Source organism: Brevundimonas sp. 01N35 (assembly GCF_056399785.1).
On the sequence record NZ_JBFTRZ010000008.1, the window covers coordinates 28,351 to 54,302 of the forward strand.

29 protein-coding genes and 1 tRNA gene are annotated in these 25,952 nt (G+C 66.3%); 11 read left to right on the forward strand and 19 right to left on the reverse strand.

The features are described from left to right. Window positions 1–75 precede the first annotated feature (75 nt). On the reverse strand, window positions 76–1,569 hold the full coding sequence (locus tag AC1DJ5_RS09805; protein WP_477020465.1) for a hypothetical protein: 1,494 nt from the start codon (window positions 1,567–1,569) through the stop codon (window positions 76–78). 211 nt (window positions 1,570–1,780) lie between these two features. Then, on the reverse strand, window positions 1,781–2,560 hold the full coding sequence (locus AC1DJ5_RS09810; protein ID WP_477020466.1) for a hypothetical protein: 780 nt from the start codon (window positions 2,558–2,560) through the stop codon (window positions 1,781–1,783). 255 nt (window positions 2,561–2,815) lie between these two features. Between AC1DJ5_RS09810 and AC1DJ5_RS09815 the strand changes: the two genes are divergently transcribed. Then, the gene (locus tag AC1DJ5_RS09815; protein WP_477020467.1) at window positions 2,816–3,073 is read left to right on the forward strand and encodes a helix-turn-helix domain-containing protein; all 258 of its coding nucleotides are present in this window, start codon (window positions 2,816–2,818) and stop codon (window positions 3,071–3,073) included. A 15-nt stretch (window positions 3,074–3,088) separates the two neighbouring features. On the opposite strand, the gene AC1DJ5_RS09820 is transcribed toward AC1DJ5_RS09815, so the two are convergent. Beyond that, complete coding sequence (locus AC1DJ5_RS09820) at window positions 3,089–3,358, reverse strand: hypothetical protein (RefSeq protein ID WP_477020468.1); 270 nt, start codon at window positions 3,356–3,358, stop codon at window positions 3,089–3,091. Between the two features lie 159 nt (window positions 3,359–3,517). After that, on the reverse strand, window positions 3,518–3,916 hold the full coding sequence (locus AC1DJ5_RS09825) for a hypothetical protein (RefSeq protein WP_477020469.1): 399 nt from the start codon (window positions 3,914–3,916) through the stop codon (window positions 3,518–3,520). Between the two features lie 1,287 nt (window positions 3,917–5,203). On the opposite strand from AC1DJ5_RS09825, the gene AC1DJ5_RS09830 reads away from it, so the two are divergent. Then, window positions 5,204–5,845, forward strand: a complete 642-nt coding sequence (locus tag AC1DJ5_RS09830; RefSeq protein WP_477020470.1) for a hypothetical protein — start codon at window positions 5,204–5,206, stop codon at window positions 5,843–5,845. A gap of 190 nt (window positions 5,846–6,035) precedes the next feature. On the opposite strand, the gene AC1DJ5_RS09835 is transcribed toward AC1DJ5_RS09830, so the two are convergent. The 5 genes from AC1DJ5_RS09835 to hemC all read right to left on the reverse strand — a co-directional run bounded on the left by AC1DJ5_RS09835 (window position 6,036) and on the right by hemC (window position 10,624). Next, window positions 6,036–7,499: a hypothetical protein gene (locus AC1DJ5_RS09835; protein WP_477020471.1), complete on the reverse strand. Its 1,464-nt coding sequence runs from the start codon at window positions 7,497–7,499 to the stop codon at window positions 6,036–6,038. Further along, entirely contained in the window at window positions 7,500–8,435 is a 936-nt protein-coding gene (locus tag AC1DJ5_RS09840) for an HTH domain-containing protein (RefSeq protein ID WP_477020472.1), read from the reverse strand. 394 nt (window positions 8,436–8,829) lie between these two features. Beyond that, window positions 8,830–8,905: transfer RNA gene (locus AC1DJ5_RS09845), tRNA-Thr, on the reverse strand. Between the two features lie 51 nt (window positions 8,906–8,956). After that, on the reverse strand, window positions 8,957–9,670 hold the full coding sequence (locus tag AC1DJ5_RS09850) for a uroporphyrinogen-III synthase (protein WP_477020473.1): 714 nt from the start codon (window positions 9,668–9,670) through the stop codon (window positions 8,957–8,959). A 3-nt stretch (window positions 9,671–9,673) separates the two neighbouring features. Continuing rightward, a complete protein-coding gene (gene hemC, locus AC1DJ5_RS09855; protein WP_477020474.1) occupies window positions 9,674–10,624 on the reverse strand; it encodes a hydroxymethylbilane synthase in 951 nt (316 codons plus the stop codon). On the opposite strand from hemC, the gene tsaD reads away from it, so the two are divergent. From tsaD to AC1DJ5_RS09870, 3 genes are read left to right on the forward strand one after another with little or no spacing between them, the layout of a single operon-like run. Further along, window positions 10,623–11,846 carry a tRNA (adenosine(37)-N6)-threonylcarbamoyltransferase complex transferase subunit TsaD gene (gene tsaD, locus AC1DJ5_RS09860; RefSeq protein WP_441455154.1) on the forward strand — a complete coding sequence of 408 codons (1,224 nt, stop codon included), beginning with the start codon at window positions 10,623–10,625 and terminating at the stop codon, window positions 11,844–11,846. The two genes, hemC and tsaD, sit on opposite strands and share 2 nt — an antisense overlap. Before the next feature lie 41 nt (window positions 11,847–11,887). Continuing rightward, window positions 11,888–12,886: an NAD(P)H-dependent glycerol-3-phosphate dehydrogenase gene (locus AC1DJ5_RS09865; RefSeq protein ID WP_441455153.1), complete on the forward strand. Its 999-nt coding sequence runs from the start codon at window positions 11,888–11,890 to the stop codon at window positions 12,884–12,886. Beyond that, entirely contained in the window at window positions 12,886–13,278 is a 393-nt protein-coding gene (locus AC1DJ5_RS09870; protein WP_441455152.1) for a Rieske (2Fe-2S) protein, read from the forward strand. The genes AC1DJ5_RS09865 and AC1DJ5_RS09870 overlap by 1 nt, the downstream gene beginning before the upstream one ends. Before the next feature lie 150 nt (window positions 13,279–13,428). On the opposite strand, the gene AC1DJ5_RS09875 is transcribed toward AC1DJ5_RS09870, so the two are convergent. The 6 genes from AC1DJ5_RS09875 to AC1DJ5_RS09900 form a co-directional block, all read right to left on the reverse strand. Continuing rightward, window positions 13,429–13,596, reverse strand: coding sequence for a hypothetical protein (locus AC1DJ5_RS09875; RefSeq protein ID WP_441455151.1), 168 nt, complete (start codon window positions 13,594–13,596; stop codon window positions 13,429–13,431). Between the two features lie 83 nt (window positions 13,597–13,679). Then, window positions 13,680–14,141, reverse strand: a complete 462-nt coding sequence (locus AC1DJ5_RS09880) for a phasin family protein (protein ID WP_441455150.1) — start codon at window positions 14,139–14,141, stop codon at window positions 13,680–13,682. A 55-nt stretch (window positions 14,142–14,196) separates the two neighbouring features. Continuing rightward, window positions 14,197–14,958: a creatininase family protein gene (locus AC1DJ5_RS09885; RefSeq protein WP_441455148.1), complete on the reverse strand. Its 762-nt coding sequence runs from the start codon at window positions 14,956–14,958 to the stop codon at window positions 14,197–14,199. 120 nt (window positions 14,959–15,078) lie between these two features. Further along, a complete protein-coding gene (locus AC1DJ5_RS09890) occupies window positions 15,079–15,678 on the reverse strand; it encodes a TetR/AcrR family transcriptional regulator (protein ID WP_441455147.1) in 600 nt (199 codons plus the stop codon). After that, window positions 15,678–17,276, reverse strand: coding sequence for a DHA2 family efflux MFS transporter permease subunit (locus tag AC1DJ5_RS09895; protein ID WP_441455146.1), 1,599 nt, complete (start codon window positions 17,274–17,276; stop codon window positions 15,678–15,680). Before AC1DJ5_RS09895 ends, AC1DJ5_RS09890 begins: the two co-directional genes overlap by 1 nt. Then, the gene (locus AC1DJ5_RS09900) at window positions 17,273–18,385 is read right to left on the reverse strand and encodes an HlyD family secretion protein (RefSeq protein ID WP_441455145.1); all 1,113 of its coding nucleotides are present in this window, start codon (window positions 18,383–18,385) and stop codon (window positions 17,273–17,275) included. The genes AC1DJ5_RS09895 and AC1DJ5_RS09900 overlap by 4 nt, the downstream gene beginning before the upstream one ends. A gap of 138 nt (window positions 18,386–18,523) precedes the next feature. Between AC1DJ5_RS09900 and nth the strand changes: the two genes are divergently transcribed. Next, window positions 18,524–19,279 carry an endonuclease III gene (gene nth, locus AC1DJ5_RS09905; protein WP_441455144.1) on the forward strand — a complete coding sequence of 252 codons (756 nt, stop codon included), beginning with the start codon at window positions 18,524–18,526 and terminating at the stop codon, window positions 19,277–19,279. 69 nt (window positions 19,280–19,348) lie between these two features. Here nth and AC1DJ5_RS09910 read toward each other — a convergent pair whose 3' ends face one another. Beyond that, window positions 19,349–20,239 carry an ATP-grasp domain-containing protein gene (locus AC1DJ5_RS09910; protein ID WP_441455143.1) on the reverse strand — a complete coding sequence of 297 codons (891 nt, stop codon included), beginning with the start codon at window positions 20,237–20,239 and terminating at the stop codon, window positions 19,349–19,351. Between the two features lie 98 nt (window positions 20,240–20,337). Between AC1DJ5_RS09910 and AC1DJ5_RS09915 the strand changes: the two genes are divergently transcribed. From AC1DJ5_RS09915 to AC1DJ5_RS09935, 5 genes are all read left to right on the forward strand, one after another. Continuing rightward, entirely contained in the window at window positions 20,338–21,363 is a 1,026-nt protein-coding gene (locus tag AC1DJ5_RS09915) for an adenosine kinase (RefSeq protein WP_441455142.1), read from the forward strand. Window positions 21,364–21,591: 228 nt separating this feature from the next. Then, window positions 21,592–22,311, forward strand: coding sequence for a heme ABC transporter permease (locus AC1DJ5_RS09920; protein WP_441455140.1), 720 nt, complete (start codon window positions 21,592–21,594; stop codon window positions 22,309–22,311). 10 nt (window positions 22,312–22,321) lie between these two features. Continuing rightward, window positions 22,322–22,474 (forward strand): heme exporter protein CcmD, encoded by a 153-nt coding sequence (gene ccmD / locus AC1DJ5_RS09925; protein ID WP_441455139.1) that lies wholly within the window; start codon window positions 22,322–22,324, stop codon window positions 22,472–22,474. Then, entirely contained in the window at window positions 22,471–23,031 is a 561-nt protein-coding gene (locus tag AC1DJ5_RS09930; protein WP_441455138.1) for a DsbE family thiol:disulfide interchange protein, read from the forward strand. The genes ccmD and AC1DJ5_RS09930 overlap by 4 nt, the downstream gene beginning before the upstream one ends. 71 nt (window positions 23,032–23,102) lie before the next feature. Continuing rightward, a complete protein-coding gene (locus AC1DJ5_RS09935; protein ID WP_441455137.1) occupies window positions 23,103–23,339 on the forward strand; it encodes a hypothetical protein in 237 nt (78 codons plus the stop codon). Between the two features lie 73 nt (window positions 23,340–23,412). Here the strand turns inward: AC1DJ5_RS09935 and AC1DJ5_RS09940 are convergent, their stop codons facing one another. The 3 genes from AC1DJ5_RS09940 to ftsY all read right to left on the reverse strand — a co-directional run bounded on the left by AC1DJ5_RS09940 (window position 23,413) and on the right by ftsY (window position 25,889). Then, window positions 23,413–24,063, reverse strand: a complete 651-nt coding sequence (locus AC1DJ5_RS09940; protein WP_477020475.1) for a MarR family winged helix-turn-helix transcriptional regulator — start codon at window positions 24,061–24,063, stop codon at window positions 23,413–23,415. A 264-nt stretch (window positions 24,064–24,327) separates the two neighbouring features. Next, entirely contained in the window at window positions 24,328–24,948 is a 621-nt protein-coding gene (locus AC1DJ5_RS09945; RefSeq protein ID WP_441455135.1) for an inner membrane-spanning protein YciB, read from the reverse strand. 5 nt (window positions 24,949–24,953) lie between these two features. Further along, window positions 24,954–25,889 carry a signal recognition particle-docking protein FtsY gene (gene ftsY / locus AC1DJ5_RS09950; protein ID WP_441455133.1) on the reverse strand — a complete coding sequence of 312 codons (936 nt, stop codon included), beginning with the start codon at window positions 25,887–25,889 and terminating at the stop codon, window positions 24,954–24,956. Between the last annotated feature and the right edge of the window lie 63 nt (window positions 25,890–25,952).

Here is a 25,952-nt window from a genome sequence, read left to right on the forward strand (position 1 = left end):
AAAGAGGGTGAGCGCCCCTTTACCCCCTTCCGTTCAGCCGTGTGGCGTCGAGCGTGGGTCCGAAGTCATGACCGCCTAGTCAGCGACCACTCTCCAGGAGCGTCGTTCGGAGCTATCGCCCGGCTCGATACGCAACCCCTCGGCTCTTCGGCCTCGGTTCTTGCTGATGAACCAGCCGAGCTTGCCTCGATTGACGTATCGACCGTCCATGATGGGAAGCTCTTCCAGGGCTTCCATAAATCCGGAATGCTGTTCAGCCTTGGCGATCAGCATTCGGACTGTCACCGATTTCGAGCTGAAGAGCTGGTGCCAGGCGTCGAGGAATTCAGCCAGGGACTGTCGCTCTGGATCGTGGGACACCTGATCGATCAGGCTCTGGGCCGGATCTGGCAGGCCGAGCCAGACGAGCGGATGGCGACACTGTAAAGACCACTCCTCGTACGTGCCGATAGTGGGGAGGTCCTTCATCGTCTCGCCCGACGCGCGGTAAGCGCCGATGATGTTCAGGGCGCATCTCACGGCTTTCGGGCGACGCTTCCGCAGTTCGGCGACGGGGTCACGTCGGAATGATCGAAGGGCTGGCGTTTCGTTTCGCGGTGCGATCCGGATTGTGGCGACCCGTCGTCGGAGATCGCGTTCTGGTTCCGTGTTGTTTCCGGTGCCGATGAATAGCGCTCTGGTCGCGACCGTGGCGCTCCGATTTGTGCCTAGCAGCCGTTCGGTGGTCGTGGGGCTGGTCAGCATCCTGTTTATGGGGCCGAGCGGCTTCCAGTTGGTCTGCATGTCATCGAAGACAACGACTGCAGGCCTTTCCAGCAGCACCGTTACAATGAGCTTGCCCGCTTCCTCTGCGCCTGAAGGGTAGCTCACCCTGTAAGGCTCGTCTGGGCCAGCGAACCCTGTGATGATGTCTGCCAAATAGCTTTTACCACTGCCCGAGCTCGTGGCGGTGATGTTGAATGCTGGAGCGACAGAGAGCGACGGGCGGCTTACGGCAGTGAGGAATGCGCAGAGGGCGGTGGATCGATCTATGGCCGATCCAAACTCGAACTCGTCGAGGTACCGGTCCAGATAGGCCAACGAATGCTCGGCAAGTTCGCGCGTGGGGTCGTCGGGCGGATAGTCCGATGCGTCGAAAGCACCATATATTGCTGTGCCGGGATCATAGCCTGGTTGAGCGATCAACTGCCCGTCTGGCGCGTAGTATGGCTGCCGGGCCAACCCGTTGAGCGGTTGCAGATGATGGCGATCCTGGCCGAATAGGAGCGCCTTAACGACGTCATGGGGAGGGTCGCAGCGGACCCAGACGCCGTCTCGGCCTTTCCGCTCCCAATCGATCATGGCCGATAACACGGCCTTGAGCGTTTGCTCGTTCACCTGCTCGGTCGCGATACCGAGTTTGCCGCGATCAACGATCCGGACGAGCATGCCGGCGCTGGTGAAGTACCAGCCGGTGGCGGCCAACACCTGCTCTGCTTCGTGGCTGGCCAGGTGCATGTCGCCCGGTGATACGCGGATGGACGGTTTGCTCTTTTCGCTCTCGGGATTTGGGTGGATTGGTTCGGTCATAAGGCCTCGCAAGACTGCCTATCCACGAGATATGGAATAGGGCTAAGTCAACGGGATTGGACCGCCTCCAAAAAACGTCGAATTATCCGTATGTTGTGGTTTGAGACGAATTTGGCGGGGGCGACCCGTTTTTGATCGAAATCGCCCCCTACTTTGCCGTCAGCATTCTCGGCGAATATGGCCTAGCTGCTGCCATTGTAGGACGTTCCGCCTACCTCGCGTCCCATTCGTGGATTACCGAACCGTCGCGCTTATCTATGACCTGATAAGTCTCTAGGTCCCCTGTGAGGAAGCAGGGGCGAACCTCAATTCCGCTGCTCAACGCGCTGTAGTCGGTGACACAGAAAGTTCGCTGCTCCCCGCGCCACGGGCGCGCCTTGCCGAATACGCGCAACTCCAACTCGCCTGACAGAGCCCGCGCCGCCTCAGGCTCAATAGAGAAGGTGTACTGAAACACGCGGGCGTCCGGCCTCTGTCCCGGCGTGGCGTAGGTCTGTACCTGACCAAAGCCGGTGACATGTCGGGTCCGCACCTGGACTTCACGCCTGCCACTGAATGCCAACCTTGGCGGACCACGACGAGCAGTCAGCGCCCAGCCGCGCATGGCTGGATTTGTGCCCACCGGGATTTCGTTGACCCTAGCCGAGCCTGATGCGGCGTTATCGTTTTCGCCGGCCACGATGGTCATGGTTTGAGCGTCGCGATCATAGGTCCAGTAGGTCAAAAGCGAGTTCGCGCGTGGCGGAATTGGAAACGACAGCACCACATTCTTCGGCGGCACTGGCGATGTTGGGGATGCGAAGGGGTCCTCGGCAACGACCTTGTCAGGTCCAAATGTCCAGAGGTAGTCGGCAACTTCAGCATTGCCCCAGGCGGGGGCATTTGATTTGCCGACAATCGAATTTTCGGTGGTCGCTTGAGATGCGGGAGCCGACTGCGCCGAGGCGGGCGACTGCATCAGCAGAGTGGCAGCTAGGACGTAAGTGAGCATGAAGTTCTCCTTGATTGATACCTTGACGCGTTCTTCAGGGCGGTCGGACAATCGCAGTCCGGCCGACAGGCACTGTGGTCTGTGAGAGCCGCTGGGGCGGGGAGCCGTAGTCCGCGCCTAACCTGATCCCGGCTCCTCCTGGCCAGTTCAGAGATCTCCGAAATATGGAATGTTCCATACCTACCAAACGGAAAAACTGCCTACGGGAATTTTCCATATAGGTGAATCGCCGGTCTTAAATCGGCGACGCACTCGATGCCCAAAACGATCTTTGGCGGCGATCATCGCCACCTCATTGAGGTGCTTGTTGAGGCGCGTCTGACAGCAGGGCTAACGCAGGCGCAGGTCGCCAAGCGGGTTGGGAAGGATCAGACCTTCATTTCCATCATCGAGCGCGGCCAACGCCGGGTGGACGTGTTGGAGTTCGTCGCACTAGCGAAGGCGATGAATGCAGATCCCACGAAGCTCTTCGGCGAGGTGATGAAGCGGCTTCCTGGCGAAGTTGCAATTTAGCCGGATAGCTCGGCGTCAACGTCGCTCATGATCGTCGGTCAAGAGAAGCTTGCCATGCGATCTACGTCTCGCGCCGACCATCACCACTGCGAGCCCGACGACACCCACGATGATAATACAGATGACGGGCTGTGCGCTTGCAAATCCCAGCATCACTAGAGCGCCCAAGAAGATGAGCGTTTCGCACGGCCGGGTGAGAACAGCGAAGAGCAGGGCTAGGAGTAGCGCGATCACGAGCGCCATTACTGACGCCTTGATGATCGCAAGCACGACGATCAGCGTCATGAGGGTAAGTAGCCGCCGCATCCTATTCGCCGCGCCAGTGGCTCAGGTAAACTATGGAAGAGCTCCTTTCGGCCAGAAAAAAGCCCCCGCGACGATGTCGTGAGGGCTTGGGGCGGATGGTTCGTCTGGATTGGCGCGGCGAGATGTGGGTGTCATAGTTCATGATTTGTTCTCTTTGAGTTTAGGGCGATCGGTTAGGCCTAGGCAGTTGAAGCGGAGGGTGAAGTCGGTGTCGGCATGGTCCGCTACGAAGACGATCATGCCGAGGTCGTCGGTGAGGACGTAGGCGAGCTCGAACCAAGAGCCGTGGTCTTCCATCCACTCGAAGCCCGGTTGATCGGCTTGGTCCCAGGTGATCGGGAAGCCCACCGCGTTGTGAATCTCGGTGGGTGTGTCGCTCGGTTGGACGACAACAAACTGTATGGTCTCGCCAAGCGGTTGGCGTCGCACGTCGTCGAGCTGCCATGCACGTAACCCGATCAGAGCTCGTAGTTCGGGGTCGAGAGTTTGGTCGGTTAGTGCGGCCGTGACAGCGGCGCGGTCGGTCAGCTTCAGCATGGATTGAGTCCTTTCTGGGCAAAGAAAAAGCCCCCGTGACGGTGGTCACGAGGGCTTGGGTTGGTAGGCGGTGAGGAGGTTGGCAGTGGTCGGAGTGGAGGGCCTAGGGGATCATGACTGACGACCCCTTGAGGGTTGCCGATTCAGTGATTCTCTAAGTCGGCTCCGGCTCCCGCATTCGAAGAATCCAGGTAGTGACTAGGCACAGGAACAACCCTGAATCTACTTCATATAAGATGCCGGAAACCGCGCAGTCTGGTGGCTTCGGCGATTTAGATGTTGGCCAAGACTTCAGGCAGACTTCTAGCGTGAGCAGGAATTGTCGGCCGCTTGTCTTTGGCTACCTTAGTTCGCTGACGTCGGCCCAGTGTGAACGCGCTTCACGATTGACCCGAGCAGTTCCTGAAGAGCCAACGCGTTCGCGGGCGTCATCACCACGGCTTGCCGAAAGTGCGTGGGCCCCCCCTCTGACAGCTCGCCGAAAGCGATCCGCACCATGCCCTCTACCGCGTCGACAAAGACTCGGTTGGCGTAGGTAGCTGTGGCGGTCTTGGCCAGCTCGGCTTCGGCGCTCTGAGTCGGGGGTTGCATTATCGATGCTCGCGCTGTTGGTTCAACTGTCAGTCTAGATGGAAGAGCATCCCGTGCGAAGCATCATCAACACGTTCTGGGTGCCGCTGCTCCTCGGCATCGCGACGAGCGGTTTCTCGGCCGCAATTAATGCCTACTACGACGATCCCCCGAGTTGGCTAGTCCCCGCTACTGTCGTTCTAACGATCTGCCTCTTTGCTTGGGCCGGATGGCTCGCGATACGCGCCAGAGCACCCACCGCCGGGGGCGGTAGGGGGGGCAAGGCCAACGCTGAGGGCGAGAACTCGGAAGCCGTTGGCGGCGGGGGCGGATCGCGCGGTTCTTCTGTGGGGGGTGACGGGGGTGATGCCACCGCGCGCGGACGAGGATCCACTGCGCGCGGCGGCGATGGTGGTCATGGCTGAGGGGGGACGACGCCGGCGGCGCGCCCTGGGGCCGCGTAGTGAGCGAGGATCAAGCGAGCCAACTCAACGGCGAGATGCGCCGGAACACTGACCGCGTGGTGGAACACTGGGACTCTAGTTCCTGCCTCGTCAATGACAGGGCCGGAGTTTCCAAACGCAATGCGAAGGCCATCTCCGGCGCGCGTGTATACAAAGGTTTCGGCGGCCGTCTCGACGATGCCAGGCCGATACGCAGCAGCCCAATGATCCAAGGGCAATCCGTCTACGATGTTTGACATGGAAGGTTGTTCCTATGACCGAGGTTGGTGGTGGCGACGGCGGTCGAGCTGAAGTTGAGGGTGATGGTAGCAAGGCCCAAGGAGGAGCCGGAGGCGACGGCACGACTGTAGGCGGTGGCGGTAAGGGCGGCGACGCGAGCGTCAGGGGCGACAACAGCGTGGCCGTTGGCGGCCGTGGCGGCCGTGGCGGTATCGGACCGGGCGGAGCCGGAGGAGATGCTGAGGCCATTGGCGACAACCATCACTCCTACGGTGGCATGGGCGGCGAGGCACCTCAGTCGGATGGGCGCGGCGGTCGAGGTGGCCGGTCCGCTATGGACCAAGAACTGGCCGGGATGCTTGGGATTAAGTACCGCCCGGGCCACATCAAAACTCCTTATGGATCCCAGGCTAACGAGCCTGGGCGGGGTGGGGATTCGCCTGATACTCCACAATACAAAGCTCGACGGATCATTGTCGAAGACCTGAAACTCGTCGAGTTTGTCAGGCAAGGCCATCCCTTGGATCGCGACGAGGCATGGTACGATCGCTCGGTGGTATCCGTCGATTGGATCAACCAGGCGCTCCTGTCGCTGGGCCACCGATGGCAGATGCGTGTCGTCGATGACGAATACGAGTTTTACGACGTAGCTGACGAAACCGACGGCAAGGTCTGAATGGTTCCAATAAGTGAGCTCGGCTTCCGCGTGATGCTTTGGATCGCAACGCTCGCGGATAGGTGCTGAAGGCCTTCCCCACGTCGGACCCACCCCGTACCAGCGGGAGGGTGGACGTTATCGAGTTTTGCGAGATCGCCACGTCGATAACTGATCTCGGCAGCTAAGGGCGGGGACATTCCAAGAGTTATTAGAAGTCGGGAAGACCATCTAGGAGCCCCTCTAAAGCCTCGTATCCCTTTCGGAACCCTTCAACCGTAGCGGCGAGATAACCGGTCCCCTCGGCTAGTCCCTTCATCCATTTTAGGACCTTGGTGATCGTTCCCTTTGTAGGTTTCGCTGTCGCTTCCGCGACCAAGTCCTTGCCCTCTTTAATCAAGGCGTCACTTCCAGCTTCATCAAGGATCGTCTTGATAGCTTTCAGTTCCTCGGTCGCCCGCTCGGCCGACTGATTGATGACCTTCAAATCGCCTCCAACCCTAGCGTGGTCCCCAATCAGGCCTGCATTGACGGTTGTAGCGTTGATCGTGGTCATTCGAGTCTCACCGAACAGTGGAAGGTTTCCGAATAGGGAACCAGTCTCCCCGGCGATGTCCAACTTTTTGAATCGGGCGTAGATCGGCAGGCCTTGGGCAGCGGCCCGCATCCGAGCACGTCGGAGGCTGCCGAGCGCGGCGGCTTCGTACTCCATATATGCCTTGTCCTCGTAGATCGCAGATCGCTCCGAGAAGCGCACGACGTGGTCCAGCAACTCTTCCTTGATCGGCTGATCTTGCTCCGCATCGTGCCAATCGAGGGTCATCCCCTCCAAGCCATCAAAGAACGCCTTTGCTAGGCCGCATGCCAACCCGGTGCGTGCGCGGCCGGAAGGGTCCACTGATCCCAGCTGAATAAACTCTCGGTGCGCTTCGGCGACCACGTCGTCTTGTGTAATAAGCCGGTACGTGTAACCACGCACTCGTTCCGGTCGGCTTTCGATGTCACGGACGGAACTCGACATATGGCTAAGGCCGAGAGCCGGATGCTCGCAGATGGACCAAACGGCGTACTGAGCAACTAGCGCATCCGGGTGGGCATCCAACCGACCGATAACGGCAGAGTTTTCGTGACCCAGATCGAACAGATGTTCGGGAGCTTTGCCTAGGCCGAGCAGCACGGCGGCCAGCCGCAGTTCTGGCGGAGAGGCGGTCTCGATGTTCACGCGCTGCTTGGCAAGTTCGCTTTTGAAACTGTCGGCTTGTTGGGCGGCTGCGAGGAGCGCAGTTCCCTCCAGCGCCACGTTTGCTCGCTGAAGGAGTGGCGCACGCTCATCGCTGGTCGTCAGTGCGACAAGAGCGCCAATGCCCGCCGCGAAGATATCCTCATCACCTCTGTCACGGTCGATTGCGTCCAGGACAGATTGGAGATGTTCATGCTTCTTCCCAGCCACCGCGATGGCGTTGAGGGCCCACCTGCGGACGCTTGGAGTCGCATGGTATAAACAGCCGATGAACGCCAAGTAGAAGGGGTGCGGCTTTCTGAGTCGCAGGCCGCGCTGGTAGTGGCCGCAAAGCCTTTCTAGCCCGCGCTCCTTTCCTTCCGACTCTGTATGGCCAAGCAGCAGGAAGATGTAATCCTCTTCCGCCTGCGGAATTAACCCGACCGCCTTCTGCACTCAGAAACCGCCCCGGGATGCCGCATGGGCGACAACGGCGTTGCCGCAGAGCACCCTCTGGGACCACGGGTCGAAGTCTTCGAGGTGGTTCACCGGGGTGCGAAGACTGAGCCATGCCATGTCGTTAATGGCGAGCCTGCGGGTAAGCGGCTCAAACCACTGAGGACAGTCAAACCTTACTATTGCAAGGAGGCTGTCGGATGACGCGTTGTCGTGATGGACAAGGAAGTCAGTTAGTCTGGCTAACTCTTGATATTCCGCGTCATGCGACACGGTTCTGGGCATATCCAAGTCCAGCACTACTGCGCGCACGCCGCTAGCGACAACACCGTGATCACCGCGATCAAAGAGGTCGCGGTCGATATCCACCACTGGTGTGAAAAACCCGACTGAGCGCCGCTGGAGAAAGGCATCGCGGCCTTCCCGATAACGGCCATGACGATAGGTCAGCACATCGTCGCCCCGGGTGACCATCACGAAGGACCAAAGGATGAGCTCGTCTTTGGCCTTTTCGCTAAGCGAGTCCAAGTATCGGAAATCTTGTCGCCGAAGCACTTGAAGAGCCTCGGCGCGGCGAGCTTCTGGTGCCGCTGCTGTCAGTTCTCGCTCGCGTACAGCGATGAAGCGGCCTCGCTGGAGCTCGCGCTCCCTTCGCCGAGCGACGATGGGCGTTCGATAGTTCTCTGGGACGGTCGCGTCTTCTAGAAACTCTGTAAGAAAGAACTTGCCAGGCTCGGTACGAAAAAACGCACTACGGTCCCGCCGCAGCAGAACGTCCTCGCTAAGCCGCGCTCCTAGCGTTTTTTGCTGGGTTTTCCCAAAGAGTTGGGGCGGCACGATGCCTAAGGCGTAGGCGCTCTCAAGAATCTCGCGCGCGGCTAGCGGCCGACGAGCGGCCCGCAAGACGTTTTCTGCCAAGGCGAGATAAGAGTCCAAGTTGGCTCAGCTAGCTAGCGGGCGAAGTTGCCCAAGTTCTTCGTATCATGAAGATTCGCGAGAGTCCGCAACCTACGATATGCCGCCATTCATAGGCTCGCGCATTGCGCGCCACGTCCGCGTCGAAGTGAAATAATGATCGCCACCATGCCGTTCCAGAGCGCGTTCTGAGCACCTTATTTTGGCCTTGGGCGTCAGATCGGACATAGGGGGATAAGCTGCCGGTCAGCCCATTGAGCCGGTGTTTCGAACCTCAATTACAAGTCAAAATCTGAAACGGCGTCGTTGAGTTCCCTGCGGAAGCGCTCCCACTAGGAACCCACGCAACTCCCAAGCGGAAGCGCCTCTACGCCCATCGCGGGGAGCCGTCCTGTCTAACGCTACTCAGGAGAGGTGGTGCCGCTTAGGTGACTCGAACACCTGACCCCATCATTACGAATGATGTGCTCTACCGGCTGAGCTAAAGCGGCTCCGGTCGGCGGCCCCACAAAAGTGTCGGAGAGCCGCGCGAGGTCGGCTCTTTATACGGGTCGGGCGGACTTGCCAAGCGCTGTCAGCATGGATGTTTCATCCGGCGCCTCGGCGGTGCGGATTTCAGCAAAGCTGAGGGCGGCCAGCGGGGCTGCAGCGGCGGCAGAAATGCAGACGGCGAGGCGGTTTCGGGCGGCCGCGGGCGGCAGGACGGCGGCGAGCGCGCGGGCGGCGCGGGGGGAGTGGACGAGGACGGCGTCGAACGCGGCGGGGACGGCGGCGTCGGTTTCCTCGGCGGCGTAGACCGGCAGGCGCTGGATCGCGCGGTCGGGCAGCAGGGCGGCGAGGTCGCCGGCGGGCTCGCGGGCGCCGGGGGCGAGGATCAGGCCGTCGATCGGGCTGGCGGCGATGAGGCGGGCCAGGGCGTGGATGTCGCCGGCGGCCGAGCGGGCGTCGGCGAAGCCCGCCGCGCGGGCGGCCTCGGCGGTGGCGTCGCCGACGGCGAAGACCGGGCGGTCGCGCAGCAGGGGGGCGGGAACCAAGGCGGCGAAGGCCTCGACGCCATTGGGGCTGGTGAAGGCGAGGGCGGCGACCGTGGTCAGGTCGGGCGCGGCAGCCAAGAAACGGGGCAGGGCGTCGGGCAGAGGCCGGATGGTCAGCAGGGGCGCGACGACGGGCTCGAAGCCGAGCGCCGTCAGCCGGGCGGCGGTGCGCGCGGCGCCGGACTGGGCGCGGGTGATCCAGACGCGCCGGATCGGACCCATGGCCTAGAGGTCGATCTTCTGGTCGCCGGCCTCGGCCTGGACCTCGGCGCCGAGGCGCTGGCCTAGAAGGCGGGCGTCGTCGTGGGCGGTCGTCGCCGACACCCCGGAAATCTCGCCGGCGCGACGCCAGCGGGCCGAGCCGTCCGGGCTGAGCATTTCCGTGGTCAGACGCAGCGCGTCGCCCTCGATCACGGCGTGGGCGCCGATGGCGGTGCGGCACGAGCCTTCCAGCGCCGACATGGCGCCGCGCTCGGCGGCGACGGCGAGAGCGGTCAGGTCGTGGTTGAGGGCGCGGGTCCAGTCGGCGGAGGCGTCGTCCTCGCGCGTCTGGATGGCCAGGGCGCCCTGACCTGGGGCGGGCAGGAAGGCGTCGAGCGACAGGCGCTCGCGGATGACCTCGGACAGGCCGAGGCGGTTCAGGCCCGAACAGGCCAGGAGGATGGCGTCGAAGTCGCCGTCCTTGAGGCGACGCAGCCGGGTGTCGACATTGCCGCGCAGCATCTCGATCTGCAGGTCGGGGCGCAGGGACAGGGCCTGGGCTTGCCGGCGCAGCGAGGCGGTGCCGAGGCGGGCGCCGTGGGGCAGATCGGCGAAGGCCGCGAAATGCTCGCTGATGAAGCCGTCGCGGGCGTCCTCGCGTTCCGGGACGGCGGCGATGGCCAGACCCGCGGGTTGTTCGGCCGGCACGTCCTTCATCGAATGGATGGCGACGTCGATGCGGCCGTCGAGCAGGGCCTCTTCGATCTCCTTGGTGAACATGGCCTTGCCGCCGATCTCCAGCAGGCGGCGGTCCTGAACCCGGTCGCCGGTGGTGACGATCTCGACCAGGGGCACGAGCTGTTCGATGTCGGCTTCAGCGATGCCCAGAGCGCGGCCGATGGCGCGCTGCATCATGCCGGACTGGGCCAGCGCCAGCTTGGAGCGGCGGGTGCCGATGCGAAGAAGCGGGGTCATGAAGTCGCGCAGCCCGTTGCGAAAGGGGGAACGGGCCGCTACCTCGGGCCCGATGAACACTGGCGCGGACTATAGCAGCGGAACGACGGGGGCAACCAAGCCGAGCCTTGGCGCGGGTGGGGCCGAAGGCCGCGCCCCCGGCGCCGTGCTGACGGTTCTGGGCCTGGAGACCAGCTGCGACGAGACCGCCGCCTCGGTGGTGCGCCTGTCGGCGAGCGGGGCCGAGGTCCTGTCCAGCGTCATTCACAGCCAGATCGACGAGCACGCGGCCTTCGGCGGCGTGGTGCCGGAAATCGCCGCGCGCAGCCATGTCGAGATGATCGACGGCGTCGCCCGCCGGGCCATGGCCGAGGCCGGGATCGGCTATGCCGCGCTCGACGGCGTGGCGGCGACCGCCGGGCCGGGTCTGGTCGGCGGGGTCATGGTGGGTCTGTCCTACGGCAAGGCCGTGGCGCTGGCGCGCGACCTGCCGCTGATCGCGGTCAACCACCTGGAAGGCCACGCGGTGTCGGCGCGGCTGGGAGCGGAGACGACCTATCCCTTCCTGCTGCTGCTGGTCTCGGGCGGGCATTGCCAGTTGCTGGAGGTGCGCGGCATCGGCGACATGAGCCGCCTCGGCACCACCATCGACGACGCGGCGGGCGAGGCCTTCGACAAGATCGCCAAGGCCATGGGCCTGGGTTATCCGGGCGGGCCGGCGCTGGAGACGCTGGCGGCGTCCGGCGACGGGTCGCGGTTTGAGCTGCCGAGGGCGCTGCTGGGCCGCAAGGACTGCGACTTCTCCTTCTCGGGGCTGAAGACGGCGGCCTCGCGGCTGGCCCAGACCTGCGAGACGGATCAGGACAAGGCCGATCTGGCCGACGCAGTGCAGAAGGCGATCGCGCGCCAGCTGTCGGAGAGGACCGAGCGGGCCATGGTGGCCTATGCTGAGGCGCATGAGCATCTTCATTTTGTGGTCGCGGGCGGGGTGGCGGCCAACAAGACGATCCGGCGCATGTTGGAGGATCTGGCGACCAAGCACGGCTTTGGCTTCCTGGCGCCCCCCATGGTCTATTGCACCGACAACGCCGCCATGATCGCGCTGGCGGGGGCGGAGCGGCTGGAAAAAGGCATGGTTTCGGACATTGATGTCGCCGCCCGACCGCGATGGCCTCTGGACGAGGCGCGCGCGAACGCCGATCCTGTTCACAAGAAAACGGGCCGCAAGGGCGCGAAGGCCTGACGGCCCTTCGTCCGCGCGGTGGTCGGGGGACCGGAGTAGGCATGGAATTTCACACAGCAGGCGTAATCGGCGGCGGCGCCTGGGGCACGGCCCTGGCGCAGAGCGCAGCGGCGGCGGGCCTGGCGGTCGTGCTGCAGGCGCGCGAACCCGAGGTGATCGAGAGCATCCGCGCGCGGCGGGTGAACGACGCCTTCCTGCCGGGCGTCGAGCTGGACTCGGCCATCAATGTCACCGCCGACCTGGCCGATCTGGCCGACTGCGATCTGATTCTGGCGGTGCCGCCGGCCCAGCATATGCGGGCGACGCTGACGGCCTTTGCCCCCTATGCGCGGCCCGGCCTGCCGATCGTGCTGTGCGCCAAGGGCATCGAGCGCGGCTCGCTGAAGCTGATGACCGACGTCCTGGCCGAGACGATTCCCTCGGCCACGCCCGCCGTCCTGTCGGGGCCGAGCTTCGCCGCCGAGGTGGCGCGCGGCCTGCCCAGCGCCGTGACCATCGCCTGCGAGGATGAAGCCATGGCGGTGGCCTTGGCCACGGCCCTGTCGGGGCCGGTCTTCCGCCCCTATCTGGCCGACGACCTGATCGGGGCCGAGACGGGCGGGGCGCTGAAGAACGTCCTGGCCATCGCCTGTGGCATCGTCGAGGGCCGCGAACTGGGCCGCAGCGCCCACGCCGCCGTCATCACGCGCGGCTTTGCTGAAATCGTCCGCGTGGCCCAGGCCCTGGGCGGCAAGGCCGAGACGGTCGCCGGCCTGTGCGGTCTGGGCGACTTGGTGCTGACCTGCTCCAGCCCGCAGTCGCGCAACATGAGCCTGGGCCTGGCCCTGGGTCAGGGCATGAGCGTGGAGCAGGCTCTGGCTGGCAAACGCTCGGTGGCCGAGGGCTATGAGAGCGCGCCCGCCGTGCGCGAACTGGCCCGAAAACTGGGCGTCGAAACCCCCATCTGCGAGGCGGTCGCCGCCGTGCTGGCGGGCGAGACCACGGTGGACGCGGCCATCGAGGCCCTGCTGACCCGACCGCTCAAGCCCGAACGCGAATAGTGCCCGAGCCCGTCGAATCGGCTGCCGAAGCCGCGCCGCGTCAGCGGGTCTGGAAGACGCCGCCGAACGTGGCCCTGTGCGCCGAGGGCGACATCGCCGACCCCGGCTCGCGCGGCTTCGTGCTGCAGATCGGCGAGGCCTATTTCCACGGCTTTGTGGTGAAGAAGGACGGCCAGATCGCGGGCTGGGTGGACCGCTGCCCGCACGCGGGCTTCCCCATCGCTATGGAGCTGGACCGCTATCTGACGCCGGACGGCTCGTTGATCATCTGCGGCTGGCACGGGGCGATCTTCGAGCCGCTGAGCGGATCGTGCGTCGGCGGTCCCTGTGCAGGCGGCAAGTTGACGCCCTGGCCGGTCGAGGCGCGCGGGGGTGTCATCCGCACCGCCTGAACCTATCCTCTCCGTTCATTCCGGCGGACGCCGGAATCCAGTGAGAGACACAGGCGCCACGGCGGACATGGCTTTCCGAAGGTCAAAGAGGCGCTTGTCGCCAAAGAACTGGATCACAGCGTCCGCCGGGATGAACGGGAAGGGGAGCGCCTACTTCTTCGGGACGATCTTCGGGTCCTTGGTGAAGGCGTTGTCGACTTCCTCTTCCGAAATCCGCTTGGACGGATCGCCGGGCTGGTTGAGGTTCTGCTCTTCGGTGCCGTCGCCCATCATGCCGGGGTGCGGGTCCTTGGTCTTCTTGGGGTCTTGCTCGGCCATGTCGGGCTCCTTGCTGGACTACAGCAAGCAACACCGCAGGTCGGGGCGACGTTCCATCACGCCGTCCATCCCGTCGAGATGATCTAGCGTTTGAGGCGTGCGGCGTTGGCGACGGCCGCGGCGTGGATCGGCGACAGGGCCTCGGCCTGGGTCTTGAGCAGGGCGGCGCCCAGGCTCCAGCCGTCGGCCACGGCGCGCGACCAGACGCCCATGCCCCAGGCGGCCTGCAGCGCCGCCGCCCCGGCCAGACTGTCGGCGCTCGCCAGACGCGTCAGATGCGCCGAGGCCTCGGCCCCTTCGCGACCGGCGATGCGGCCGCCCTGTTCGGCCAGATCCAGCGCGCCCGCCGCGACGGCGCCGGCCGAGGCCGTCAGGGCCTCGACCTTTTCCGTGCCCATCCGCCCCAGTTCGGCGTGGTCGGCGCGCAGGGGATTGGCCATGGCCTCGCCCATGATTGTCATTCGACGGGCGATGACCTCGGCCGAAGCCTGGGCCGTCTCCTGTCCGGCGCGGGCGGTGCGGGCGGCCTGATCTATGGGGTTCATGCGGGGACCGTGGGCCTGTTCCGCCCGTCGAGCAAGCGGATCAGGCCTATTGGGTTCAGGGCAGGACTTCGGCGGCGAAGGCCGAGACGTCCTGGATCAACGCCGGGATCGAGGCGTCGATGATGCGCTGGCCCTTCTCGGGGCTGGCCTGGGCGGGGTCGGAGCCGATGCGGCCGTCGGGGAAGCGGGCGCGGTAGTCCAGCGCGTCGCGGATCGGGCCCATGGGGGCGATCCTGGGGCTGTAGTCGGCGGTCTTGATGCGGTCGGGATAGCCGGCCTGGGTCACGGCGATCTCGGACGGGGTGGCGTGGCTGCCGTGGCCGACGGGGAAGATTTCCTCGCACAGCTTGTGCACGCCGGGCAGGTCCCACCAGTTGCGCAGCTTCAGCACGAAGGGCGGTTGCTCTTCGACAAACGACCACTCGGCGTAGATCTCGGCGAAGGTCGCCTCGATGGTGGCGACGTTGCCGCCGTGGCCGTTGAGGAAATAGATCCGCTCGAAGCCGTGGCGGGCCAGCGACGACACCCAGTCGGTGATGGCGGCCATGAAGGTCGAGGGGCGCAAGGAGATGGTGCCGGCGAAGGCCAGGTGATGCTGGGCCATGCCGATGTTGAAGGTCGGGGCCACGATCAGGCGCTCGTCGCCCTTTTCGGCGGCGTGGGCGATGATCTCGGGGCAGAGCCAGTCGGTGCCGAGAAGGCCGGTCGGGCCATGCTGTTCGTTCGAGCCGATCGGCACGATGACGGTTTTGGAGAGGGGGGCGCCGTCCTTCAGGCGCGCGTCGATTTCAGGCCAGGACGACAGGTGGATCAGCATGGGGGCTCCGCGAGGACAGGATTTCGTCCGGCCTTTACGCCCTTCCGACCCGACAGGCCAATCCGACGGCGCACCGGACTGGCCGCCGGACTGGCCGCCTGACGGGCCGGCCCGCGCCGGTCAGTCGACGGCGAAGGCGCGGAAGAAGCGACGGGCGACTTCGCGCGCCCGCGCCGGCACGTCGGCCACGGGCGGGTGGGGCACGCCGAGAATGGCGCGCAGATGGCCATGGCCGAGCGTCATGCCCGAGAAGATTTCGGCGGCATGCATGGGGTCGGGCGTCGACAGCACGCCTCGCCGGTCCTGCTCGGCCATCCAGGCGGCGAGACGGCGCAAGGATTCGCCCGGCCCGGCGTCATAGATGGCTGCGGCCAGTTCGGGGGCCTCGGGCGACAGCAAGGCGACGCCGCGCAGGGAGGCGCCCTTCTGGCTCTCTCTGATCTTGACGATCAGGGCCTCGGCGACGGCGGCTAGAACCGCTTCGGGGGCGTCCCCGCCGCGCAAGGGGGCGGTGATGGCGTCCGACCGGCGCGCGGCCAGGGCGCGGCCGATCTCGGCCTTGGAGGGGTAGCGGTTGTAGAGGGTCTGTTTCGACACCCCCGCCCGCCGCGCTATCTCGGCCATGGAGGCGCCGACGCCTTTTTCGACGAACAGCTCGGAGGCGGCGGCGAGAATGGCCTCGCTCTTGCGTTCGTCGATCTGACCGGGAATGCGCGGCATCAGTGGATCTCGGACGGTTCGGGCGAGGGCGGGGCCTTCACGGGCCTGGACAGGAGGGTGACGAAGGCCGCGCAGGCGCAGGCCACGCCCAGAAGGGCGAAGGCGTCGCCGAAGGCCAGGGTCGTCGCCTGTTTCTGCAGCATGCCGTAGATCGCCTTCATCGCCGAGGCGTGCGGGTCGATGGAGCCGGCGAAGCGTTCGGCCAGACCGGCCATCATGGTTCTGACGGCGACGTTGGACTGGTCGATGGCGCTGGTCAGCTCGACCATGTGCAGGGCGGTGTTCTGGGTCAGAGAGGTGTTGAGGATGGCCAGGCCGAAGGCCCCCCCGACGTTGCGGCTGAGGTTCACCAGACCCGAGGCGTTCTTGACCATGTGCGGCGGCAGGGTCGACATGGTGACCTGCTGCGAGGCGATCATGGCGATCATGACGCCGACGCCGCGCATGGCCTGGACCCCGGCGAATTCCCAGAAGCCCCATTCGCCCGTCACGGCGCGGGCGTCCCACATGCCCCAGGCGCACAGGATGAAGCCGGCGAACATCAGGATGCGGGGATCCACCTTGCGCACCAGCCGACCGGCGAAGGGGCCGGTGGCGAACATGGCCAGGCCCGAGACGACCATGGTGGTGCCGACCTCGGCCGCCGAATAGCCGCGCACCCGGCCCAGGAAGAGGGGCATCAGGAAGGTGCCGCCGAACAGGGCCGCGCCGACGATGAAGGTCATGACGACGCCGACCAGGAAGTTGCGGTTGGAGAAGGCGCGCAGTTCGACGATCGGATTCCGATAGGTCAGCGAGCGCCAGACGAAGGCCGGCCCGCAGACGGCGGCGACGACGCTGAGCAGCAGGATGGGGTCGTCGGCCAGCCAGTCGTTCTTGGCGCCTTCCTCCAGCACGAATTGCAGGCTCATCAGGAAGGCGGCCATCAGCCCCAGACCCCACCAGTCGAAGCCCTTGGCCAGGCGGGCGTCGCCCTTGTCGAAGTGGGCGTAGCGGCTGACCAGGAAGAGGACGAGCATCCCCGGGAAGACATTGATGAAGAAGAGCCAGCGCCAGCTGAGGGCTTCGGTCAGGTGTCCGCCCAGGGTCGGGCCGACGGTCGGGGCCAGGGTGACGATCAGACCCATGATGACGCTGGCGGTGACGCGCTTGTCGGGCGGGAAGGCGGTGAAGGCCACGGCGAAGACGGTCGGGATCATGGCCCCGCCGACAAAGCCTTGCAGCGCGCGGAAGAAGATCATCATCTCGACCGACGACGACAGGCCCACGGCCACGCTCATGATCAGGAAGCCGGCGCAGGAGGCCAGGAACAGGGGGCGCGTGCCCCACAGTCGCGAGAGGTATCCCGAGAGGGGGATCATCACGACCTCGGGGATCAGATAGGCGGTCTGGATCCAGCTGATCTCGTCGGCCGAGGCGCCGACCCCGGCCTGGATCTGGGGCAGGGAGGCGGCGACGATCTGGATGTCCAGAATGGCCATGAACTGGCCGATGACCATGCCGGCGAAGCCGAGCAGCAGGACCGGCCAGTTGATCTCGGGCTGGGCTGGAGCGGCCGAGACGCCAGACGCGGCGCCGACAGGAGCGCCGTCTCTCACCGAACCGGGTCCAGAGACGCGACAGCGACCTCGCCCAGATGAGCGTCGGCGAAGGCGGCGCCGCCCTGGCTCTTCAGGTCCACCTTGATCTCGACCGACAGGCCGGGACGCAGGGCGACCGGCTCGCCCGAGGCGCGGTGATCCACGACGATGCGCACGGGGACGCGCTGGGTGATCTTGGTGAAGTTGCCGGTGGCGTTCTCGACCGGGATCAGGGCGAATTCGGAGCCGGTGGCGGGGGCGAAGCTGTCCACGTGGCCGACGATGGACTGGCCGGGGAAGGCGTCGGCCTTGATCTCGACCTGCTGGCCCAACCGCATGCGGCCGACCTGGGTCTCCTTGAAGTTGGCGACCACGTAGGTGTCCTGCAGGGGGACGATGGACATCATCTGTCCGCCGGCCTGCACCACCTGGCCGACGCGGACGCCGCGCGCGCCGACGACCCCGGCGACGGGGGCGCGGATGACGGTGCGGTCCAGGGTCAGCTGAGCCTGTTCGACCAGGGCTCTAGCCTGTTCGACGGCGGCGACGCTCTGGTTGCGGGTCGAGCCGAGCACGGCGGCGGCGCGCTGTTCGGCGGTCAGGGCGGCTTGCGCCTGCTCCACCGAAGCGGCGGCGGTTTCGGCCGAGGCGCGCTCGGTCTGGATGCGTTGCTGCGACACCCAGCCCTGTTCCGCCAGCTTGCCGTAGCGGTCGACCTGGGCGTGGGCCAGTCCGGCCTGGGCGCGGGCCTGGGTCACGGCGGCGGCCCGCTCAGCAATGGTGGCCTGTTCCTGGGCGGCGCGGGCGTCGACATTGTCGACCGCCGCCTTGACCGAGGTCAGGTTGGCCTGGGCCTGAGCCAGGGCCGCCTTGGCGTCGGCGTCGTCCAAACGGGCCAGGATTTGACCGGCCTCGACGCGCTGGTTGTCCCTGACCAGGACCTCGATCACGGAGCCGCTGATGCGCGGGCTGACCAGGACGGTGTCGGCCTGGACGAAGGCGTTGTCGGTCGCCTCCCAGCGCTGCTTGCCCTGCCACCAGACCACGCCCCCGACGATGAGGGCGACGCCGACGACCCCGCCGACGATCAGCAGCAGGCGTTTCTTCAAAGGGGCGGGGAGGGCCATGGGGGAGACAGCTCTTTTCAAATCCGGCGCGTAAAATGGACAGGTCCGTCCATAAATCAAGAGGCCCCTGCGCGATTTCGTCGCAGCGTGTCGCCGGCGCCCCGTTGACCTGGCCGCGCGGGAAGGCGAAGCGAGGATATGACCGTCCGCAAACGCCCCGCTTCCAAGACCGTCCGCGCCGCCCTGACCCCGCCGCCCGGCAAGCGGTCGCGCGCGCCGAAAAAGGCGCCGGTCGGGGCCGTGATCGGCTGGCCGCCGGACGAGGACCGTGTCGAGGAAATCTTCGTGCGCCTGTCGGGCGTCATGCCCGACCCCAAGACCGAGCTGGACTTCGTCAATCCCTATACCTTGGTGGTGGCCGTCGCCCTGTCGGCGCAGGCGACCGACGTGGGGGTCAACAAGGCGACCAAGGCCCTGTTCGCGGTGGCCGACACGCCGCAGAAGATGCTGGCCCTGGGCGAGGAGGGGCTGATCCCGCTGATCTCCTCCATCGGCCTCTATCGCACCAAGGCGAGGAACGTCATCGCAGCGGCGCGGATGCTGGTCGAGCAGCACGGCGGCGAGGTGCCGCTGAACCGGACGGACCTTCAGGCCCTGCCGGGCGTGGGGCGCAAGACCGCCAGCGTGGTGCTGAACGAACTGGGCATCGAGCCGGCCATCGCTGTGGACACCCACGTGTTTCGCGTCTCGCACCGCCTGGGCCTGGCCAATGCGGCGACGCCGGACAAGGTCGAGGCCCAGTTGCACAGGGTGGTGCCCGAGGCCTGGCTGCCCAAGGCCCACCACTGGCTGATCCTGCACGGCCGCTACACCTGCCTGGCGCAGCGGCCCAAATGCTTGGCCTGCGTGATCTCGGACCTGTGTCCGTCGCGGGCGAGTTTCGTCGGGGTTTGACCCCTTCCGTCATCCCCCGGTCTGCGCGGCTGCGCCGCTTGCCGGAGGATGACGGAAGAAGAGGGTGGCTTACAGCCCCAGCCGGTCGGCCACCGCCCGGCCGAAGCGGGCGCCGGCCTCGGGCGCGGCGCTCAGGTAGAAATCGGGCTCGATCAGTTCGGCCTCCATCAGCAGCCAGCGGCCGTCGGCGTCGGGGACCATGTCGATGCGGGCGTAGAGAAGCGGCTCGTCAATGGCGGCGAGCGTGCGTTCGGCCAGCGACAGCGCGCCCTCGGGGGCCTGGTCCAGCCGCTGATACTGGCCGCCGTACTGCACCTGGATGCGGAACTCGTCGGCGTGGGCCGGGCGCTTGTTGACGACGTGGCTCAGTTCGCCGCCGAAGAAGAGCAGCGAGGTTTCGCCCGCTGTGCCGATGGTCGGCAGGAAGGGCTGGATCATGGCCCCGCCTTCCGGGGCCTCGGCCAGCACATCCTCCAGCAGGTCGCCGGCCGAGACCTTGAGCGTGCGCCAGGCGCCGCCGGAGACGGTCGGCTTGACGATCAACTGCTCGGCCCCGGTGGCGGCGAAGGCGGCCTCGACCACGGCGGGGCTGGCGTGGTCGGTCCAGATGGTCGGCGGGATGTCGACGCCCTTTTCCGCGAGCCGGGCCAGATAGCGTTTGTCGGAGTTCCAGCGCAGCACCTCGGCGGGATTGGCCAGGGGCGCCCCCGCTTCGGCCCAGGTCACGCAGGCCTGCACCCAGCGCTCGTGGTCGCGGTGGTAGCCCCAGACGATCAGGGGCAGGATCAGGGCAAAGTCCGTCAGGTCGTGGGCGCTCTCGACGTGATCGGTCCAGGGCGTCGGCCGGGCCTTGATCCCCGCCGTGGCCAGCGCCGCCGACAGACGATCCAGCACGCCCGGCCATTGCCCGGCGTAGGACGGGTCGGCGGGGTCGGGGGTCAGGACGGCGACGTCGATCATGTTGGCTCCTCCTCAGCGGCGACCTGCATAGGCTGTTTTCGACGGCGGCGAAAAGCCTCGCGCTGGCGTCGGCGACGTTGGCCCGCTATGGGGCGCGCATGACCCAGAACGCCATCTCCTCCGCCCGCTTCGACGTCTGCGCCGTCGGCAACGCCATCGTCGACGTGCTGAGCCCGTGCGAGCCCGCCTTCCTGGAGGCGCACAAGCTGGTCGCCGGCTCGATGCAACTGGTCGACGAGGATCAGAGCGCCATGCTGTATGACGCCATGGCGGCGGGGGTCGAGGCTTCGGGCGGGTCGGCCGGCAACACCGTGGCCGGCGTCGGCTCGTTCGGCGGCCGCGCGGCCTATATCGGCAAGGTGGCCAAGGACACGCTGGGCGAGGTCTTCAGCCACGACATCCGCGCCTCGGGGGTGCATTTCGACACCCCGGTTCTAGAAGACGGCGCGGGCGCCGGCTTCGGCACCGGCCGCTGCCTGATCAACGTCACCCCCGATGCCCAGCGGACCATGTGCACCTTCCTGGGCGCCGCCAACCAACTGACGGTCGACGACATCGACGCCGACCTGATCGGCGCCAGCGAGATCGTCTATCTGGAAGGCTATCTGTTCGACCCGGCCCCGGCCCGCGCCGCCTTCGAGGCCGCCGCCGCTGCTGCCCACGCGGCGGGCCGCAAGGTCGCCATCACCCTGTCGGACGCCTTTGTGGTGCATCGCTGGCGCGCCGAACTGCTGGCCTTCATCGAGGCCTCGGCCGACATCGTCCTGGCCAATGAATCCGAACTGCACGCCCTGTTCGAGACCGAGAACTTTGACTACGCCGCCGCTCACCTGGGCCGCATCGTCGATGTCGCCGCCGTGACGCGCGGCGCCGCCGGTTCGGTCATCTTCCGCGGCGACGAGCGGGTCGAGATCGCCGCCTTCCCGGTCGACAAGGTCGTCGACACCACGGGCGCGGGCGACCAGTACGCCGCCGGCGTCCTGCTGGGTCTGGCGCGCGGCCTGTCGCTGGCCGAAGCCGGAGCCCTGGGTTCGCTGGCCGCCTCGGAAGTGATCGCCCACTGGGGGCCGCGTCCGATGGTCAAGCTGGAGGCCCTGGCGGCCCAGCACGGGCTCAAGCTGTAGGCCGCACGCTTTGGTCGTCATTCTCGGCCTTGTGCCGAGAATCCAGACGCACGATGCCTGAAGCTCAGTTCTCGGCGCGGGCCGCTAGCCACGCCTGAGTCTCTGGATCCCCGGGACAAGCCCGGGGATGACGGAGGGCGGGCGGGGCTGTCTCGCCCGCCGCTGTTTTGCTGATCGCGACTTCAGGGCCGCTTGCCGTCGGGCGCCGCGCCGCGTAAGCGGCGGACCATGTTCGGCCTCGCCAATCCCGACCGCTTCATGCGCTTCACCCGCCCGGTCACGCCGGTGCTGTGGGGGCTGGCGGTCGTCCTGCTGGCGGTCGGCGCCTGGCTCAGCTTCACCGCGCCCGCCGACTATCAGCAGGGCGACACGGTGCGGATCATGTTCATCCATGTGCCGGCCGCGACCCTGGGCTTAGGCGCCTATGCGGCGCTGGGCGTCTCCAGCTTCTTCGCCCTGGTCTTCCGTCACCCTCTGGCCGACGCCGCCGCGCGCGCCGCCGCCCTGCCGGGCGCGGTGTTCACGGGCCTGGCCCTGATCACCGGCTCGCTGTGGGGCCAGCCCATGTGGGGGACCTGGTGGGTCTGGGACGCGCGGCTGACCTCGGTGCTGGTGCTGTTCCTCTTCTACCTCGGCTACATGGCCCTGCGCGCCTCGATCGACGACGAGCAGAAGGCCGGGCGCGCCGCCGCCGTCCTGGGGCTGGTCGGGTTGATCAACCTGCCCATCGTGAAGTTCTCGGTCGACTGGTGGAACACCCTGCATCAACCGGCCTCGCTGCTGCGCGCTGGGGGAACCAGTCTGGATCCGGCTTACCTTACGCCCCTGCTGACCATGATGGCGGCTTACGGGATGCTGTTCGGCGCCATCTGGCTGACGTCGATCCGCACCGAGGTGCGCCGTCGCCGCGTCCTGACGCTGCGCGCCCGCGCCGCGCAAGAAGCCTAGGGAGACGCCGATGCTGGATCTCGACATGAGCCCCTACGGCGTCTTCGTCTGGTCGTCCTGGGCGATCAGCGCCGTCGCTCTGGCCGCGATTTCGGTGCGCGCCCTGGTCGCCGCCCGTCGCTGGAAGCGCGAGCTGGCCCGTCTGGAAGAGGCCCGCAAATGAACCGCTGGTTCGCCCTGATCCCGATCGCGGCGCTCGCCGCCTTGGGCGTCTTCTTGATGGTCCAGTTGAACACGATGTCCGGCGCGCCGGGCGAGGGCCGTTCGTACAAGCCCGACGCCCTGGTCGGCCAGCCGATCCCGCAGACGGTGCTGCCGATCCTGCAAGGCGACGTCGAGACCGACCAGAGGCTGGACCTGAAGACGGCGGGCGTCGGCAAGCCGATGATCGTCAACCTGTTCGCCAGCTGGTGCGCGCCCTGCCGGCTGGAGCACCCGCAGCTGATGAAGCTGAAGGCGCAGGGGATCAACGTCGTCGGCGTGGCCTACAAGGACGAGCCGGTCGCCACCCGCGCCTTCCTCGACGAACTGGGCGACCCCTATGCTCTGGTGCTGGTGGACCGCGAGGGGCGGGCGGGGCTGGACCTCGGCGTCTCGGGCGTGCCGGAGAGCTTTGCGGTGGACGCCTATGGCACCATCGTCGCCAAGTCGTCGGGACCGGTCCTGACCGACGCCGATCTGCAGAAGCTGGTGGATGCGCTCAAGGCGCCGCCGCGCTGAAGTCATCCGGCGCGAAACACGGTGAATCGCGCATTAACCATATCTAGACCGTTTGGGCGGATCGTCGGCCCATGTCCGCGATTCCTTCAGACCGTCCGGCCTTCCCGCCTGCCGCAGGCGGCGCGGCCCATGCCCTGAGAACCTCCCAGTCCGCCTTCTTCCGCGCGGCCATGGGCGTCAGCGCGCCGATCGCCGCCGCCCCGGTCGAGGCGCGGGCGGACACGCCGGTGCGGTCGGTGCAGACCCAGGAAGCCCCGCCGGCCGCGCGCTATCAGCGGCCGGGTTCGCTGCTGGATATCAGGGTCTAGAGCCTGATTCACGGCATGATGCTGGAGCCAATATCCGAGTTTGGACGCGATCGGTGTCCAAACCGATTTCGCTTTAGGCCTTCGCCGCGTCTTTCAGCGGGATGACGACCGCTTCGGTCGCGGCTGCGTCGATCGCCGGTTCGACGAGCTTCTTCTTCTTTTTCGGCTTCGTTCCGCCGTCCAGAGCCTTCTTGGCGGCCTTCTCGGCCTTGCGTGCGTCCTTGGCCGCCTTGCGGGCCGCCTTGGCTTCGGCGCGGGCCTGTTCCGGCGCCGCGTCGGCGGCGTCGGTGAGACTGGTCAGCAGGTCGAGGAAGCCCTCGCGCCTGGACCGGGGCAGCAGGGCCAGAATGCGTTTGTCGGCGGCCTCGACGCGAGGGCGGGCGGCGATCAGGGCGGCTTCGCCCTCGGCCGACAGGCGCACCGCCTTGGCCCGCGCGTCCAGCGCCGAACGTTCGCGCTGCAGCAGGCCCTTGGTCGTCATGCGGGCGACCAGATCGGCCAGAGTCGAGCGGTCAATGCCGGTGGCCTTGACCAGATCGGTCTGGGTCAGGCCCGAGCGCGCCGACACCGCTTCGAGCACCGCGAACTGACGCTGGGTCAGGCCGTCAGGCCCGGCTTCTTCGGCGTAGATGTCGAGCGAGAGCTGCAACACCCGGTGCATCAGGTGGCTGGGCGATTCCGCCAGCCCGCCCTTGATCTTCGCCTGCTTGCCCGACTTGACCATCGTCCTCGATCCCCGTTCCGGCGCGCCGGACAGCGTGACAGCTAACAGCCGCGCTTTACGCTTTGACGACGGTAAGGCTACATTTCGTCAGGGCTATCGCGCTTTCATACGACTTGAGGCGCGACATCCCGGAAGCGACGCAGCCGCTATCCGGGACCGCAGAAAAACGCCGCGCCCAGCCCAAGGTTGCGTCTGTGGCGGTCCCGGCTCGGCGCCCTTGCGGGCTTGGCGGGCGTGGCCAGGATGACGAGGGAGAGGCGCGCGTTACAGTCCCGTGTCGGGCGAGATGGGCTCAGCGTCCTCGTCCTTGATGACGTGTTTCATGATGAAGAAGACCTGCCAGACGCCGAAGGCTGCGGAGGCGATCCAGAGCCCGCCTCGAAACGCAACCCAGGTGTCGTCGGACTGCGTCCGCCAGACGACCTCGTTGACGATCGCAACGGCGGCAAAGAACAGGCCGTAGCGCAGGGTCAGGCCGCGCCAACCGGCGTCGGTCAGTTGGAAGGCCGCGCCGAGCAGGTATTTGAAGGCGTATTTTTTGAGGGGGATCGACCCCAAAAGCACGGCCGCCAGGACCGCATTCTGGATGGTCAGCTTGATCTTCAGCAGGTCGGGATCGTGGAACACCAGCGTCAGGACGCCGAACACCAGGGCGAAGGCGCCGGTGAACAGGGGCAGGGGAGCCAGGCGCCTCTCGATCAGCCAGCCTGCGATCAGCGCCAGGGCGGAGGCGATGACCAGCACCCAGGTCGCCTGAACCAGGGCTTCCTGCCCTTCCAGACCGCGCATGAAGCGGTTGACGGCGTAGGCGGTCATGAAGGCGACGAGAGCGCCGAAATCGACGGCCTGCCGGATGTTGGAATTGCGACGCGAAAGTTCACTCATCTGCTTCAGTCCTCGAGGCCGACCAGTGATCGGGAAAACGCGCGCGCGTCGAAGGGTTGCAGGTCGTCGACGCCTTCGCCGACGCCGATCAGCTTGATCGGGGCGTCGGAAGCCTGGGCCACCGGGACCAGAACCCCGCCGCGCGCCGTGCCGTCCAGCTTGGTCATGACCACGCCGGAGACATAGGCGGTGCGGCCGAAGACCTTTTCCTGCTCCAGGGCGTTGCGGCCCACGGTGGCGTCCAGCACCAGCAGGGTCTCGTGCGGGGCCTCGGCGTCGACCTTCTTCAGCACGCGGACGATCTTCAGCAGTTCGTCCATCAGGGCCGACTTGTTCTGCAAGCGCCCGGCGGTGTCGATCAGGACGACGTCGTAGTTCTCGGCTTTCGCCTTGGCATAGGCGTCAAAGGCCAGGCCAGCGGCGTCGGCGCCGTCGCGGCGGCTCTCGAAATCGGCCCCGGCGCGTTCGGCCCAGACCTTGAGCTGTTCGCGGGCGGCGGCGCGGAAGGTGTCGCCGGCGACGATCATCACCTTGGCGCCCTTGGCGGTCAGGTCCGAGGCGATCTTGCCCAGCGTCGTGGTCTTGCCCGAGCCGTTCACGCCGACGAACAGGACGACATAGGGCTTGGGCCCGCTGAGGGGGTCAAACGTCGCCTGACGCGGCAGCAGTTCGGCGGCCACGGCCTCGGCCAGGGCTTCCTTGACCTCGCGCTCGTCGGACGACTTGCCGAAGCGCAGCTCGCGGAAGCGTTCGACGATGCGGGCCGAGGCGGCGGGGCCGAGGTCGCTCTCGATCAGATGCTCTTCCAGACGCTCCAGCGCCTCTTCGGACAGAGGCTCCTTCACGAAGGTCGAGACGACCTGTTCGGTCATCTGTTTGGAGGAGCGGGACAGACCCGCGCTCAGTCGCTGGAACCAGCCTTTTTTGGGCGTATCGCTCATGGCCTGAGCCTTAGCCGACGCCGGTTCGCAGGTCACGAACTTCCCACCGTTCGACGGAGACCG